The organism is Janthinobacterium sp. Bl 1 (assembly GCF_058215535.1).
Genome location: NZ_CM177086.1, coordinates 5181261 through 5195665, shown reverse-complemented (window position 1 = coordinate 5195665; position 14405 = coordinate 5181261). Strand labels below are relative to the sequence as shown.

Below are 14405 nucleotides of genomic sequence, written 5' to 3'. Positions count from 1 at the left end.
CACTGTTCCGGCACGCGGGTTCCCAATTACATCGGGACCTTTTTCAGCATTTCGATGCCGACTTTACCGGCAGCGATTTCACGCAGTGCGACAACGGTAGGCTTGTCCTTGGCTTCCACCTTCGGGGTGTGGCCTTGCAACAACTGACGTGCGCGATAAGTCGCAGCCAGGGTCAGCTGGAAACGGTTAGGGATCTGCTTCAGGCAATCTTCGATTGTGATACGGGCCATAGTAACTCCTAAATTTGTGTGCGTGGTGCTGTGTGAACTGGCGTGCAGAGATGATTATTCTGCGTGCAGGCCCAGCTGGGCGAATAGCGATGCGTTGCGGGCCGCTTGTTGCGCAAACCGGCAACGGGCCGCTCTCACGATCGCGCTCAGTTCGGACAAAGCGACCGTAAACTCTTCATTGATAATAACATACTCGAACTCGGGAGCGTGTGCGATTTCGCCGCCGGCCGCCAGCAGGCGGCGCGTGATCACGTGCGGCTCGTCCTGGCCGCGCTTGTTCAAGCGCTCTTCCAGCGCATCGATCGACGGCGGCAGGATGAAAATACCGGCCGCGCGGGGAAATTGCTTGCGCACCTGGCGCGCGCCCTGCCAGTCGATTTCCAGCAGGATGTCGGTGCCGGCGGCCATTTGCTGTTCCACCATGATGCGCGAGGTGCCGTAATAATTGCCATGCACTTCCGCCCATTCCAGGAATTCGCCCTGGTCGGCGCGCGCGACAAAGTCTTCCGCCGTCGTGAAATAGTACTCGCGGCCATGCTGCTCGCCCGGACGGGGGGCGCGCGTGGTGGTCGAGATCGACAATTTGATGCCGGGCTCTTGCGCCAGCAATGCATTGACCAGTGTCGATTTGCCGGCGCCCGATGGCGCGGCAACCACGAACAGGCTGCCGGAGAAGGCGGTAGGGTGGCTCATGCGGATCTTTCAATAATCGTGTTGTTGGCGCCGGTGCTTGCGCGAGCGGCGCCCAATCCGCTATTTTACCAAGAGGCAAGGCGGCGAGCCAGTCCCAAAGCGGCCGGCATGGAGGATGCCTGGCCAGGCTGGCCCTTATTCCAGGTTCTGCACCTGTTCGCGCATCTGCTCGATCAACAGCTTCAAGTCCATCGAGGCGTCGGCCAGTTCCTTGACGGATGCCTTGGCGCCCAGGGTATTGGCTTCGCGGTTCAGTTCCTGCATCATGAAGTCGAGGCGCTTGCCCACTTGCCCGCCCTTGGTGAGGATGTGGCGCGTTTCGCCCAGGTGGGCCGACAGGCGCGCCAGTTCTTCCGACACGTCGATGCGGATGCCGTACAAAATCACTTCCTGGCGGATGCGTTCCATGGCGTCCTGGCGCGACAGGGCCGAATTCGAGCCCTGGCTGGCCAGGCCCAGCGCGTCCTGCATGCGTTCGATGGCTTTTTGCTGGAAAGCCGCGACCACTTGCGGTATCAATGGCGTGATGCGCTTGACGATGGCTTCCATCGCCTCGATGCGCGACACGAGCACGGCTTCGAGCGCCGCGCCTTCGCGCTTGCGGCTGTCGACGAAGGCGGCCACGGTGCGCTTGGTCAGCGCGCCCACGTCCGCCTGCAGGGACTCTTGTCCCACTTGCGCTTCTTCGATGACGCCAGGCCAGCGCAGCAGTTCGGCCACCGTCATGACGGGGGCGGAGACAAAATGCTGGCCCACTTCGTTTTGCAGGCGCGCCAGTTCAGTCAGCAGGGGCAGGTTCAGCGCCTGCGTGCCGGCTGTCGCGGCCTTGCGGCCAAAGCTCAGGCGTACCTCGACTTTGCCGCGCGTGATGGCGGACATGACGGCGGCGCGCAAATCAGGCTCCAGGGCCCGCAGATCGTCGTTGATCCGGAATTGCAGGTCGAGAAAGCGCGAGTTGACGCTCTTGATTTCAATTGTCAGTGTGCCTGCAGCACCTTCGCTGGTGGCAACCGCGTAGCCTGTCATGCTTGAAATGCTCAAAGGATTCCCCGATTTGGTCTTGTATACAGTCACTTATACACTTAATCAGCCGGCGCAGGCAATACCGCCCGCGCCGCAAAACAGGACCGAAGTGCCCGATGGCCTGAAAATTGCTGAATAGTGTGCGTTTTACGGCATTGTAAAGAAAATTGTGTTTGGCGGGGCAGGATTGTATGGATCATGTGTGCGCCGCCCGCCATTGCGCTCTGCGCTGTTGCATGGCCGCAAATAGACGGGCGTGCGGTGGTAGAATCGCTGCCGCAACCCCAATCACACAGGATATCCCCATGACATTCGAATCCCGCCCGAGCGGCCGCGCCGTCGATGCGCTGCGCGCCATCCGCATCACCCGCCAGTACACCAAGCATGCCGAAGGCTCGGTGCTGATCGAGTGCGGCGACACCAAGGTCATCTGCACCGCCAGCATCGAAGACAAGGTGCCGGGCTTCCTGAAGGGCAAGGGCCAGGGCTGGTTGACGGCCGAGTACGGCATGCTGCCGCGCTCGACGCACACGCGCATGGACCGCGAAGCGGCGCGCGGCAAGCAGTCGGGCCGCACGCAGGAAATCCAACGCCTGATCGGTCGCTCGCTGCGCGCCGCCTTCGATTTGCAGGCATTCGGCGAACGCACCCTGCACCTCGATTGCGACGTGATCCAGGCCGACGGCGGCACGCGCACGGCCTCGATCACGGGCGCCATGGTGGCCGCGTATGACGCGTTTGCCCAGTTGCAGGCACGCGGCGCGATCACCGCCATTCCCGTGAAAAGCTTTGTCGCCGCCATCTCGGTGGGCGTCTACCAGGGCATGCCGGTGCTGGACCTCGACTACGTGGAAGACTCGGGCTGCGACACGGACATGAACGTGGTGATGACGGAAGCGGGCCACTTCATCGAAGTGCAGGGCACGGCAGAAGGCGCCGCGTTCGACCGCGCCGGCATGAACCGCTTGCTGGACCTGGCGCAGGGCGGCATCGCCGATCTGATCGCCATGCAGAAGCAGGCTTTGGGGATCTGATCTTTACACAGATTTACACATCGCCGCCCGCCGCGCCGGGCAACAAGCCCGCTTTTGCCGCCGTCGAGCGCGGCGGTGGGCCACGGTGAGGGGAGCGCAAAAGGTTTACAATGTCGGCACTTCAACCGGACTACTGACATGACCCAACGCCTCATCCTCGCCTCCAACAACGCCGGCAAGCTCAAGGAATTCAACGAGCTGCTCTCGACCATCGGTTTTTCCGTCCACGCCCAGGGTGAGTATGACGTGCCGGAAAGCGACGAGCCGTTCCACACCTTCGTTGAAAACGCGCTGCAGAAGGCGCGCCACGCGTCGCGCCTGACGGGCTTGCCGGCGCTGGCCGACGATTCCGGCGTGTGCGTCAATGCGCTCGGCGGCGCGCCGGGCGTGTACTCGGCCCGTTATGCGGGCGAGCCGAAATCGGACGCGGCCAACAGCGCCAAGCTGATCGCCGACCTCGAGGCGCATGCCGACAAATCCGCGTATTACTACTGCGTGCTGGTGTACGTGCGCCATGCGGACGACCCGCAGCCCGTGATCGCCGACGGCCGCTGGAACGGCGAGATGATCGCCACGCCCCGCGGCAACGGCGGCTTCGGCTACGATCCGCATTTCTTCCTTCCCGCGCTGGGCAAGTGCGCGGCCGAACTGACGTCCGATGAAAAGAACGCGCTGTCGCACCGTGGCCAGGCCCTGCGCGCGCTGGTGGAAAAGCTGCGATGATCCCGATCAAACTGGTGGGTGCCGTTGCCAAATCGGCAGCCAAGCCCGGCACCGCTCCCGCGCCGCAGGAAGGCATTTCCGGCGCGGCCGGGGCGGCCCTGAAATACCTGCAGCCGGGCGCGCTGAACCTGACGGCTCTGCCGCCGCTGTCGCTGTACATCCATTTCCCGTGGTGCGTGAAAAAATGCCCGTATTGCGATTTCAATTCGCACGAGGTGCGCGGCGATTTGCCGGAAGCCGAATACCTGGCGGCCCTGCGGCTGGACCTGGAAATGGCGCTGCCGCTGATCTGGGGCCGCAAGATCCACACCATTTTCATCGGCGGCGGCACGCCCAGCCTGATGTCGGCGGCGGGCCTGGACCGGCTGATGTCGGACGTGCGCACCCTGCTGCCACTGGAGCCCGATTGTGAAATCACCATGGAAGCCAATCCGGGCACCTTCGAAGCGGAAAAATTCAAGTCCTACCGGGCCAGCGGCATCAACCGTTTGTCGATTGGCATCCAGAGCTTCAATGGCCGCCATTTGCAGGCGCTGGGGCGCATCCACGACGACAACGAGGCGCGCCGCGCGGTGGAGATCGCGCACGCCAACTTCGACAATTTCAACCTCGACCTGATGTACGCGCTGCCCACGCAGACGCTGGACGAGGCGCGGCAGGACCTGGAAACGGCGCTGTCGTTCGCGCCGCCGCACCTGTCGCTGTACCACCTGACTCTGGAGCCGAACACGCTGTTCGCCAAGTATCCGCCCGTGCTGCCGGACGACGACGAGAGCGCCGACATCGCCGACATGGTCGCCGCGCGCGCGGCGCAGGCGGGCTACGGCCGCTATGAAGTGTCGGCCTATGCGCAGCCGGGCCGCCAGGCCAAGCACAACCGCAATTACTGGGAATTCGGCGACTACCTGGGTATCGGTGCGGGTGCGCATTCGAAGATATCGTTCCCGCACCGCGTGCTGCGCCAGGCCCGCTACAAGCAGCCGCGCGCCTACATGGACGCGGTACTGGCCGGCAACCCGGTGCAGGAAGAGCGCGAACTGGCGCGCGAGGAAATGGGTTTCGAATTCATGCTCAATACCCTGCGCCTGACGCAGGGTTTTGCGCCGAACCTGTTCGCCGAGCGCACGGGCCTGGCCCTCAACGCCATCGAGCAGCCGCTCAATGCGGCCGAAGCGAAAGGCTTGCTGTACCGCGACCACCAGGTCATCCGCCCGACGGAACGGGGATTGTGCTTCCTGAACGATTTACAGCAGATGTTCCTGGAAGACTGACGCGTGCTGACTGCGCTAATGCGCGGTGGCTGGGCCGCGGACAACCCGTGCTCGCCGCGCGTGGTGCTGTTGTCCATCGCCAGTTCCAGCTGCGTGCCGGCCTGCGCCAGCTGGCCCATGCGCGCATACGCCTGCGCCAGCCAGAAGTGGAATTCATGGTAGTAGGGGTCGCGCGCCATCTCGCGCTTGAACAGGCGTGCCGCTTCCTGGTAGTCGGTTTGCTGCATGGCCGCCTGTCCCAGGTTGAAAAAGTGGAACGGCGGCTCTGGCTGCAGGGCCAGCAATTTGCGCCGCAGCAGCTGCGCTTCAGTCCGCGCGCCAGGCGCGTCGAGTGCTTGCGCCAGGTTGGACAGCAGCACGGTGTTGATCGGCGAGCGTTCCAGCGCGTAGGCGAGCGTGCGCCGCGCCGGCTCGACGTCGCCGTGGCGCAGCTGGATGATGCCCAGGGTATTGAAGGCACCCGCAAACGTGGGGTCTTGCAGGATGGCGGCGCGCGCATACCAGTAGGCTTGATCGAGGTCGCCCTGGCTCATGGTTTCGGCGGCGCGATTGTTGAGGTACATGGCCAGGATGGTTGCTTCGTCGACTTCCTGCGTGCGCTGGCCGGTGATCTTCGCGCACGGCAGGAAGTCGATGAGCAGGATGGCATCGGCCTCGTAGCCGACGGTATTGCCGACGGGGCGGCGTTCCAGTGCGAGATTGACGTGGCCGGTGACAAAATACATGCCGCTGCTGCGGCTCCAGCTTTCCTCTCCCAGCACCACCTGGTAGTGCACATTGAGCCCCATTTCCTTGGCCAGTGCGGCCGTCATCAGCACCAGCGACAGGCAATTGCCCTGGCGCGCATCGAACGCTGTGCGCGCCGTGCGGGTCATGGCGGCATCATATTCCAGCTGCAGCCCGGCCCGGTTGTGCAGGGCATCGGCGAGTGCCGCGCGGGGATTTTTGGTGCGCGCCTCGCGCCGCACTTGTGTGCGCACATACTGGCGCATGGGCTCGTCGATAGCAAAGACCTGGCTGGCGTCGATGGCGGCGGCCGGGGCGAAATCGCTGTCGTTGAAGATGGGGGGCAGGCTGGCAGGCGGTGTGACGCTGCAGGCCGCCAAAACACAGCAGAGCAGGGCGGCGCCCAGGTGCTTGAAGCAAGGGGCGGAAACAAGATAGGGGCGCATGGTCTCTCCCTGGAGGCGCCGGCTGTCTCATGTCGCGGTGGCGCGCCAGTCCCACCTGAAACCAGTATCGGCGCGCCTGGCGCCGCTGTCAAATAGTTTCAAGCGCCTTGCCGCCGCCGGCACGGCGCTTGAAACTGTGCTTGAAAACCGGGCTTGAACCCCCTGGCTTAAAATTCCTCCCAGTCGTCGCCGGCGATGTGCGATGGCGTTTTGTGCGCCGCCGCACCGGCCGCCTTGGGTGCTGCCGGCTTGCCGGCCGTGGCCTGGGACTGGCGTGGCGCGAGTTTTTGCGTGCTGGCAATGGCGGCCTTGGCTGGCCGCGCGGCGCGCACGGGCGCCGCCGCGACGACGTGTTCGAGCTGGAAGCCGGCCGCCACTTGCGCCAGGCGCGCGGCCTGGTCCTGCATGCTTTCGGCCGCGGCGGCCGCTTCTTCCACCAGGGCCGCATTTTGCTGCGTTACCTGGTCCATCTGCGCGATGGCCTGGTTGACCTGGTCGATGCCCAGGCTTTGTTCGGCACTGGCGGCGGTGATCTCGGCCATGATGTCGGTCACCCTGCGCACGCTGTCGACCACTTCACCCATGGTGCTGCCCGCCTGCTGCACCAGCCGCGTGCCATTGTTGACCTGTTCCACCGAGTCGCCGATCAGGGTCTTGATTTCGCGCGCCGCCGCGGCCGAGCGCTGCGCCAGGCTGCGCACTTCCGTGGCGACGACGGCAAAGCCGCGTCCCTGCTCGCCGGCGCGCGCCGCTTCGACGGCCGCGTTCAAGGCCAGGATATTCGTCTGGAAGGCGATGCCGTCGATGACGCCGATGATGTCGACGATTTTCGTCGATGCCGTATCGATGGCGCCCATGGTGTCGACCACCTGGCTGACGATGCTGCCGCCCCGTTCGGCCACGCCGGACGCGGCCACCGCCATCTGGTTGGCCTGGCGCGCATTGTCCGCATTCTGCTTGACGGTGCTGGTCAGTTCTTCCATCGACGACGCCGTCTCTTCCAGCGAGCTGGCCTGCTGCTCCGTGCGGGCCGACAAATCCTGGTTGCCGGCGGCGATTTCGCCCGATGCCGTGGCGATCGCGTTGGTGCCCGTCTGCACTTCCGACACCACCTTGCGCAGCGCCTCGTTCATGCCGTGCAGCGCGCGCATCAGGTCGCCGATTTCATCGCTGGCGGCCTTGCCGAAATGCGTGCGCAAGTCGCCGTCGGCCACCGTTTCCGCCACTTTCACGGCAGCCTTCAACGGCTGCGTGATCGAGCGCGTGATCAGCCAGGCGCAGATGCTGCCCAGCGCCACCACCAGCACGCACAAGGTCAGCAGCAGGGTGAAGCTGCGCCCGTTGGCCGCCTCGATCGCGTGCGCCGTGGCGTCGATGGCCTGGCGCTGCTGCGACAGCAGGGCCTTGACGTTGTTCTGGTATTTGGTGGCGGCCGGCGCGAAGCTGTCGCGGTAGGTGCTTTCCGCCTGCGCCGCGTCGCCTGCCTTGCGCGCATTCATCACCAGGGTCTTGGCATCCTGGTACTTGACGCGCTCGGCGATGGACGATTTGAAGATGGCTTTTTCTTCGTCGCTGTCGAGCAGCGCCTCGATTTTCTTCAGCAGTTCGCTGCCCTGTTTGGTGCTGTCGGCGATGGTGTCGGCAAACACGCTGGACAGGGTTTCATCCGTGCTTTTGGCGATCATCGAGGTGCGCGCGATGGCCGAATAGATCAGCACGTACCAGTCCGATACGAGGCGTTCCTTGGCCAGCGGTTTTTCCATCATTTGCCGCGTCGCTTCGGCATTCACGTGGGCGCTGTACAGCGCGTACGAGGTGGAGATCACGGACAGCAGCAGCACCAGCGCGAAGCCTGCAGCCAGGCGCGTGCCGATACGAAGGTGGGAGAGGGCGTGCATGGTTGGAGCTCCTGTCGCAGAGGGGATTTAATTGCCTGTGCGACATAGTATGCACTGAGAAGTGACCAAGAGGCGAGCGAAACGCGCGCTTGTTTTGGCGTCTGTTGCAGCCACGCCCGTGCTACAGATCGCCCGCCTGGCGCAAGTCCGGCTGCTCGGCCCAGCGGGCGAAGGCGGCCGCCATGCGCTCGCTTTCCGCGATGGCGCGGCGCCAGTCGCGCATGCGCGCCGCGTGGTCTTGCCCGTAATGGGGGAAGTCGCGCCGGTCCGGCAGTTTGCCGTTGGGCAGGCTGGCCACGAAGGCGGGCGACGGCGAGACGAGGATCATGTTGTCGAGTGCGCTATCGCCGCTGCGCGCGCGGCGCCAGGGCATGGCCTTGTCCAGCCAGCCCGGTACGATATGGTCGGCAAAATGCGGATACAGCACGAGGTCCGGTTCGCGCTGGTAGGGCAGGTGCAAATGGTAGTCGACCAGGCCGCCGTCCCAGTAGCGCCCGGGCGGCGCGCCGGCGATGTCCGTGACCGCATCGAGCACCAGCGGAATGGAGCCGGAGGCCAGCAGCGCGTCGCGCAGGTTGTCTTGCGCCAGCGGCACGAAGTGGGAATGGAAGGCGTCGAAGCGCGAGCGCAGCCAGCTGGCGCCATCCGGTCCGGCATGGAACACGGCGCGTTCCAGCGAGGCGGCCAGGCGCGCGCGCGCCACGGCGTTGCCGGCGGCCGCCATCAGGAAGCCGCGCCGGTCGCGCCATTTGCCCGGCTGCGCCAGCGCGCCGATGCCGCGTACGGCCAGCACCGACAGGCTGTGGCGCTCGTGCCGCAGCAGCTGCGCATCCTGGCCATCGAGGACGGCGTCGAGCAGGGCGCGGCAGGTGCGGCTGACGTGCGCCGCCTCGGGTTTGTCGGGATAACGCTGGCCCACGTATTCGCGCACCAGGCGGCGCTGCGCGGCGACAGGGTCGGGGAACACGGCGGCGGCCATGCGCCAGGCGCCGATCGAAGCGCCGACGAACTGGCGCGGACGCGGCGCTTGTGGCAGGAAGTGGCCGAACAGCCAGCAATCGAGCTGGTGCAGGATCAAGCCTTTCGGCCCGCCTGCGGCGGCAGGAACGATGGCGATATCGCTGGCGCGCACCCCGTTGTCGGCGATGCGCGCCCGGGCGCGGCGGCCCAGGCGGATAGTGATCGGTGATTGCATGAGTAGTCGTTGGCGGCCTGTAGCCAGGTATTTTACCGCCAGCGTGGCGCCATGACACAGTCGCGCTCGCTATAGTCCCATTGTTAGTATTAATAAATTTCTTTAAGGCAACCATTCTCTTGAGAAATGTTGCATAATATTGGACGTTGAATTTTTGGCATGTGCCAAGGATTCCTTATGTCTTGCTTTTTTTATTGGAATCGTATGCAACTGAATCACGCTTTTGTTCTGACCCTGATCGCCGCTTCGCTTGCCGCTTGCGGTGGTGGCGGTTCCTCTTCCCCATCCGACACGTCGGTTGCCGTGAACACGGCCAAGCCTGCCGATCCGGTGGCGCCCGTCGTTCCTGTCGTTCCTGTCGTTCCCACGGTGCCAGCGGCCACCGGCGAAAACACGGGTAGTGTCAGCGCCCGTTTCGTCAATGGCGACAATAGCCGCTTCATCTTTACGGCTATCGGCTTGCAGAGCAGTGGCAAGGCCAGCCTGCTGGTCCAGGATACCTCCGGCGCCTTGAGCAATATCGGCAGCATCGTGCTGACGGGCAACCCGTCCATCACGCGCGACATTAGCGGCGACGCGGCATTTGCGCAGGGACGCTGGTTCACCGGCACGATCAGCAGCAGCAGCGGCAGCACGGTCATGAGCGGCAATAATGCCAGCGCCCATTACAGCGTCTACAACACGGTGGCGGCCTTGCCCTTCACCGGCGCTTTCCAATGCGATGCGGGCAAGTTCACGGCGCCCAGCTATACGGGCGGTACGACCAGCTCGCAGGGCGGCTATTTCGGCACGGCCAGCGGCAGCGCCACCTTGTCCTTCGGCGCGGCAGGCGCCACACTGGCCATGACGGTAGATGCCACGGCCGGCGGCAGCACCGGCAAGGCAGCGGCTACGGGCATGATCAACACGCCAGGTACATGCGGCATCAGCGGCGGCTTCCTGGCGGCAGGCTCGGGCATGCTGCTGGCGCTGGGCGACGGCGGTACGGGGAGCTACCTCGTCACGGGCGGCTACAAGGTGCGTCTGGCAAATGGCGCCAATTACCAGGGCGTGGCCACGTTCCGCTGCTCCTGATCGCACGGGCATGAAAAAAGCGGCGCCGTGCAATGCACGGCGCCGCTCTTTTTCGTCCGTCGTGATTGCCGGAATTAACGCAGTGCCGCGATCATCTGTTTCAGCTTGCCGGAATCGACGCAGAAAGCGCGGATGCCTTCGGCCAGTTTTTCCGTCGCCATCGCGTCTTCATTCATCATGAAGCGGAACGCTTCTTCGTTCAGCGACATTTGCACGATGTTGGTCGATGGCGCCGCTTCGGCGCTCAGCTTGCGCTCCACCGGCGCATCGCTGTCGGCCAGCTTTTGCAGCAGGTCGGGGCTGATGGTGAGCAGGTCGCAGCCGGCCAGTTCGAGGATTTGCGACGTGTTGCGGAAGCTCGCACCCATCACCTCGGTCTTGTAGCCGAACTTGCGGTAGTAGTTGTAGATGCGGCGGACCGATTGCACGCCCGGATCTTCCGCGCCCATGTAGTCGATGCCCGTCGATTTCTTGTACCAGTCGTAGATGCGGCCGACGAACGGCGAAATGAGCTGGGCGCCCGCTTCGGCGCAGGCGATGGCCTGGGCCAGCGAGAACAGCAGAGTCATGTTGCAGCGGATGCCTTCCTTTTCCAGGATGGCGGCGGCGCGGATGCCTTCCCAGGTGGAGGCGATCTTGATCAGCACGCGCTCGCGCGGAATGCCTGCGTTCGAATACAGGGCGATCAGGTCGCGGCCCTTGGCGACCGTGCCTTCCGTGTCGAACGACAGGCGCGCATCGACTTCGGTGGAGACGCGGCCGGGGATGGTTTGCAGGATTTCCACGCCAAAGGCGATCAGCAGGCGGTCGATGATTTCGGCGGTCGAGGCGTTCGGATGGTCGCGCACGGCCTTTTCCAGCAGCGGCTTGTATTCATCCTTCTGCACGGCCTTCAGGATCAGCGACGGATTCGTCGTCGCATCGCGTGGCGTGTATGCCTGGATCGATTGGAAGTCGCCGGTGTCGGCCACCACGGTAGTAAATTGCTTCAGTTGTTCGAGTTGGTTCATGGCTGCACGGGAAAGAGTGAATGGGCTTGCCGGGGTATTGTACCGAATTCACTGCCTGAAGCACCGACTATTGGCTTGCCCGCGCACTACTTGCTCAATTGAATCTTGCTTTTTTGAGAACTCGCGCATAATTGCCTGGACTTGTTTATTTTGCACATTGTTTTAATAAGCAATGTGCGATGCCACTCTCCAGATGAAGAGCATCTTTTGACACAAGATATCGTTAGCGCGGTAGCCGCCTTCAACGGCGAGACACGCCTGTATGCATTGTCCATCGGCGATGATGGACAGGACAGCGGCTTGCTGGTCGAAGCCTTTGCCGCCGACGAGCGGTTGCAGGAAGTTGGCGCGCGCGACATCATCGCCTTGTCCACCAGCGCCCATGTGGCGCTGGCGCCCCTGCTGGGCCAGCCGGCCAGCCTGCATATCAGCCTGGCCGACGGCACGCGCACCCCATTTTCCGGCTACATCAGCGCCGCGGCCACGCTGGGCAGCAATGGCGGCCTGGCGCGCTACAGGCTGCGCATCACCCCATGGCTGTGGCTGTTGACCCAGGCGCGCAACAGCCGCGTCTGGCAAGACAGGAGCCTGACGGCCATCGTCGACGAGGTCTTGCAGGCGTATGCGCCATACGCGCTGTGGCGCTGGAGCGACGAGGTGGCATCTTTCATGCAGGAGGCGGGCGAGCGCAGCTATTGCTGCCAGTACCGGGAGTCGGACTACGATTTCGTGCGCCGGCTGCTGACGGAAGAAGGGCTGGCCTGGCGGTTTGACGGTCAGGCCATGATCGTCTTTGCCGACAGCAGCCATGTGTGCGCCACGCCCGAGGACGCCAGCAGCGCGCAGGGCGGCGGCTTGCGCTTTCATGGCGCCAGGGCCAGCGAAGCGAGTGACAGCGTGCAGGCGCTGTGCGCTCGGCGCAGCCTGCATGTGGGGCTGAGTAGCGTGCTGAGCTACGATTACAAGGCCAAAAAGGCGGTCGCCGCCAGCGTGCCGACGAATATGGCCATCGGCGGCAAGCATGCTCCAGTGCTGGAAAGCTACGATACGCCGGGCCAGTACTGGTATGCGAATGGCGTGCAGGCGCAGCACTATGCGCAGTTGCAGATGCAGTCGCGCGAAGCGCGCGCCCAGTTGTGGCAGGCGCGCTCGACCGTGCGTACCTTGCGCGCCGGCACGCGCTTTACCCTGACGCAGGGGCCGTTGCCGCAGGCCGATGGTGCCGCGTCCGAATATGTCGTGCTCCGGGTGGCCAGCATCGGCATCAACAACCTGCCGGCGCCCGCACTGCAGGCGCTGGCAGAACTGTTCGGACCGCTGCCGGAACTGCTGGACGAAGCCATGGCGCCGGGCGGCGATGGCTTTGCCGACTTTGCCACCGCGATCGCCCAGGCGCAAGCCAGCGGTTACGCCAACTGCATCGAGATGATTGCCGCAGGCACGCCATGGCGCCCTGTGCATGGCGACAACGATGTACGCCACCACCCGACACCGACGGCCCTGGGCAGCCAGAGCGCCATCGTCGTCGGCGCCGACGGCGGCGCCGCGGCGAGCGGCGGCAGCGAAATCCATTGCGACAAGCTGGGCCGGGTGCGCATCCGTTTCCACTGGCAACTTGAAACGGCCGCCACGTGCTGGGTGCGCGTGGCGCAGCGCGCGGCAGGCGGCGGCATGGGCAGCCAGTTCCTGCCGCGCATCGGCCAGGAAGTGCTGGTGCAATTCCTGGAAAACGATATCGACCGGCCCATCATCGTCGGCGCCCTGTACAACGGGCAGGGCGAGGGCGGACGTCAACGGACAACCCGCGGTGACGCCAGCGAGTCGTTCGACGCCGGCGTTTTCCAGCCGTCACACGATCGCCCTGCGGCGGGCCAGGGCAACCTGGCGGGCGGCAACAGCCCGCTCTGGCATGGCGCGGCCGGCGGCAGCGCGGCGCACCGCAACGGCGCCGCGCAATGGGGCATCCGCAGCAAGGAATTCGGTACGCCGGCTGGCTCGGCTGGCTATAACCAGCTGCTGTTCGACGATACGGACAGCAAGGGCCGCATCGAGCTCAAGAGCAGCCATGCGGCCAGCGCGCTCGGTCTTGGTCACCTGATCCATGCGGCCGACAATTACCGGGGCAGCCTGCGCGGCCTGGGCGCCGAACTGCGCACCGACGATTACGGCGCCGTGCGGGCCGGGGCCGGGCTCTTGATTTCCAGCTACCTCGTCAACCACGACGCGCAGGCGCGCGATCCGGCCGGCGACAATGCGCCGGGCATGGTCCTGCTCAAGCAGGCGGCCAAGCTGGGCGAAACCTTCAGCGCCGCCGCCGTCACGCACAAGACGGTCGCGTATGCAGCGCACCTGGGGGCCAAGGCGAACACCAGCAGTGCGCTGGACGAAAAGGCGGCGCCCCTGCAAGCCTTCCTCACCACCGCCTCCGGCATGCTGAGCCAGGAAAATACGGCCGCCGCCAGGCGCGACGCAGCGGGCAAGCCGACAGTCCCGGCCGACGGCAAGCTGCCGCACAGCAGCGACGCCATCATCGCCATCGCCGCCCGCGCCGGCCTGGGCGTGCTGGCGGGCCAGGATATCCAGCTGGCGAATGGCGAAACCACCTCCCTGATGAGCGGCCAGGACACCCAGTTCGTCGGCGGCGGCCAGTGGCGATTGCACAGCGGCCAGGCCATTGGCGGGCTGGCCGGCGTCGTCAAGGCGGGCGAGAACAATACCGGCCTGCAACTGATCGCCGCCAAACAGGCCATCGAGTTCGAGGCGCAGGCCGACGTGCTCAACGTGCAGGCGCGCGAGGAAGTCAATATCGTCAGCGCCGCCGCGCACATCGACTGGGCGGCGGCCAAAAGCATCCGCCTGTCGACGGCGGGCGGGGCGAACATCACGATCGAGGGCGGCAACATCACCGTGCAGTGTCCGGGCAAGATCACGGTGCATGCCGGCAAGAAGAGTTTTATCGGTCCGGAAAGGCTCGCTTATCCGTTGCCCAGATTCTCCCGTTCCATATGTAAACGATGCAGGCGTAGCGCCGCCGAATCAGGTTCGCCTTTTTCTATGGTGGAAGAGTGAATAGCCGAAAACA

General features: G+C 64.6%; 11 protein-coding genes and 1 pseudogene. 5 read left to right on the top strand and 7 right to left on the bottom strand.

Annotated elements, in window-relative coordinates; all coding sequences use genetic code 11:
- Positions 1-26: 26 nt before the first annotated feature.
- From rpoZ to AC4BCN_RS23385, 3 genes are all read right to left on the bottom strand, one after another.
- Complete coding sequence (gene rpoZ / locus AC4BCN_RS23395; protein WP_010400723.1) at positions 27-230, bottom strand: DNA-directed RNA polymerase subunit omega; 204 nt, start codon at positions 228-230, stop codon at positions 27-29.
- A 54-nt stretch (positions 231-284) separates the two neighbouring features.
- A complete protein-coding gene (gene gmk / locus AC4BCN_RS23390) occupies positions 285-923 on the bottom strand; it encodes a guanylate kinase (protein WP_080753685.1) in 639 nt (212 codons plus the stop codon).
- 135 nt (positions 924-1058) lie between these two features.
- Positions 1059-1949, bottom strand: a complete 891-nt coding sequence (locus AC4BCN_RS23385; protein WP_034753986.1) for a YicC/YloC family endoribonuclease — start codon at positions 1947-1949, stop codon at positions 1059-1061.
- Positions 1950-2251: 302 nt separating this feature from the next.
- Here AC4BCN_RS23385 and rph point away from each other — a divergent pair, with 302 nt between their 5' ends.
- The 3 genes from rph to hemW all read left to right on the top strand — a co-directional run bounded on the left by rph (position 2252) and on the right by hemW (position 4974).
- Positions 2252-2980: a ribonuclease PH gene (rph, locus tag AC4BCN_RS23380; protein WP_034753984.1), complete on the top strand. Its 729-nt coding sequence runs from the start codon at positions 2252-2254 to the stop codon at positions 2978-2980.
- Positions 2981-3118: 138 nt separating this feature from the next.
- Entirely contained in the window at positions 3119-3703 is a 585-nt protein-coding gene (gene rdgB, locus AC4BCN_RS23375) for an RdgB/HAM1 family non-canonical purine NTP pyrophosphatase (protein WP_034753983.1), read from the top strand.
- A complete protein-coding gene (gene hemW, locus AC4BCN_RS23370) occupies positions 3700-4974 on the top strand; it encodes a radical SAM family heme chaperone HemW (RefSeq protein WP_139092262.1) in 1275 nt (424 codons plus the stop codon). The genes rdgB and hemW overlap by 4 nt, the downstream gene beginning before the upstream one ends.
- Positions 4975-5063: 89 nt before the next feature.
- On the opposite strand, the pseudogene AC4BCN_RS23365 reads toward hemW, so the two are convergent.
- The 3 genes and pseudogenes from AC4BCN_RS23365 to AC4BCN_RS23355 form a co-directional block, all read right to left on the bottom strand.
- A pseudogene (locus tag AC4BCN_RS23365) lies at positions 5064-5201 on the bottom strand (tetratricopeptide repeat protein); the annotation flags it as partial.
- Positions 5202-6313: 1112 nt separating this feature from the next.
- Positions 6314-8044 carry a methyl-accepting chemotaxis protein gene (locus AC4BCN_RS23360; RefSeq protein WP_338679495.1) on the bottom strand — a complete coding sequence of 577 codons (1731 nt, stop codon included), beginning with the start codon at positions 8042-8044 and terminating at the stop codon, positions 6314-6316.
- A 121-nt stretch (positions 8045-8165) separates the two neighbouring features.
- Positions 8166-9239 (bottom strand): patatin-like phospholipase family protein, encoded by a 1074-nt coding sequence (locus AC4BCN_RS23355; protein WP_338679494.1) that lies wholly within the window; start codon positions 9237-9239, stop codon positions 8166-8168.
- Positions 9240-9443: 204 nt separating this feature from the next.
- Here AC4BCN_RS23355 and AC4BCN_RS23350 point away from each other — a divergent pair, with 204 nt between their 5' ends.
- Entirely contained in the window at positions 9444-10313 is an 870-nt protein-coding gene (locus AC4BCN_RS23350) for a hypothetical protein (RefSeq protein WP_490491873.1), read from the top strand.
- Between the two features lie 74 nt (positions 10314-10387).
- Here the strand turns inward: AC4BCN_RS23350 and tal are convergent, their stop codons facing one another.
- The gene (gene tal, locus AC4BCN_RS23345) at positions 10388-11323 is read right to left on the bottom strand and encodes a transaldolase (RefSeq protein ID WP_034753971.1); all 936 of its coding nucleotides are present in this window, start codon (positions 11321-11323) and stop codon (positions 10388-10390) included.
- Between the two features lie 207 nt (positions 11324-11530).
- On the opposite strand from tal, the gene AC4BCN_RS23340 reads away from it, so the two are divergent.
- Positions 11531-14392 (top strand): type VI secretion system Vgr family protein, encoded by a 2862-nt coding sequence (locus tag AC4BCN_RS23340; RefSeq protein ID WP_490491872.1) that lies wholly within the window; start codon positions 11531-11533, stop codon positions 14390-14392.
- The last annotated feature ends 13 nt before the right edge of the window (positions 14393-14405 follow it).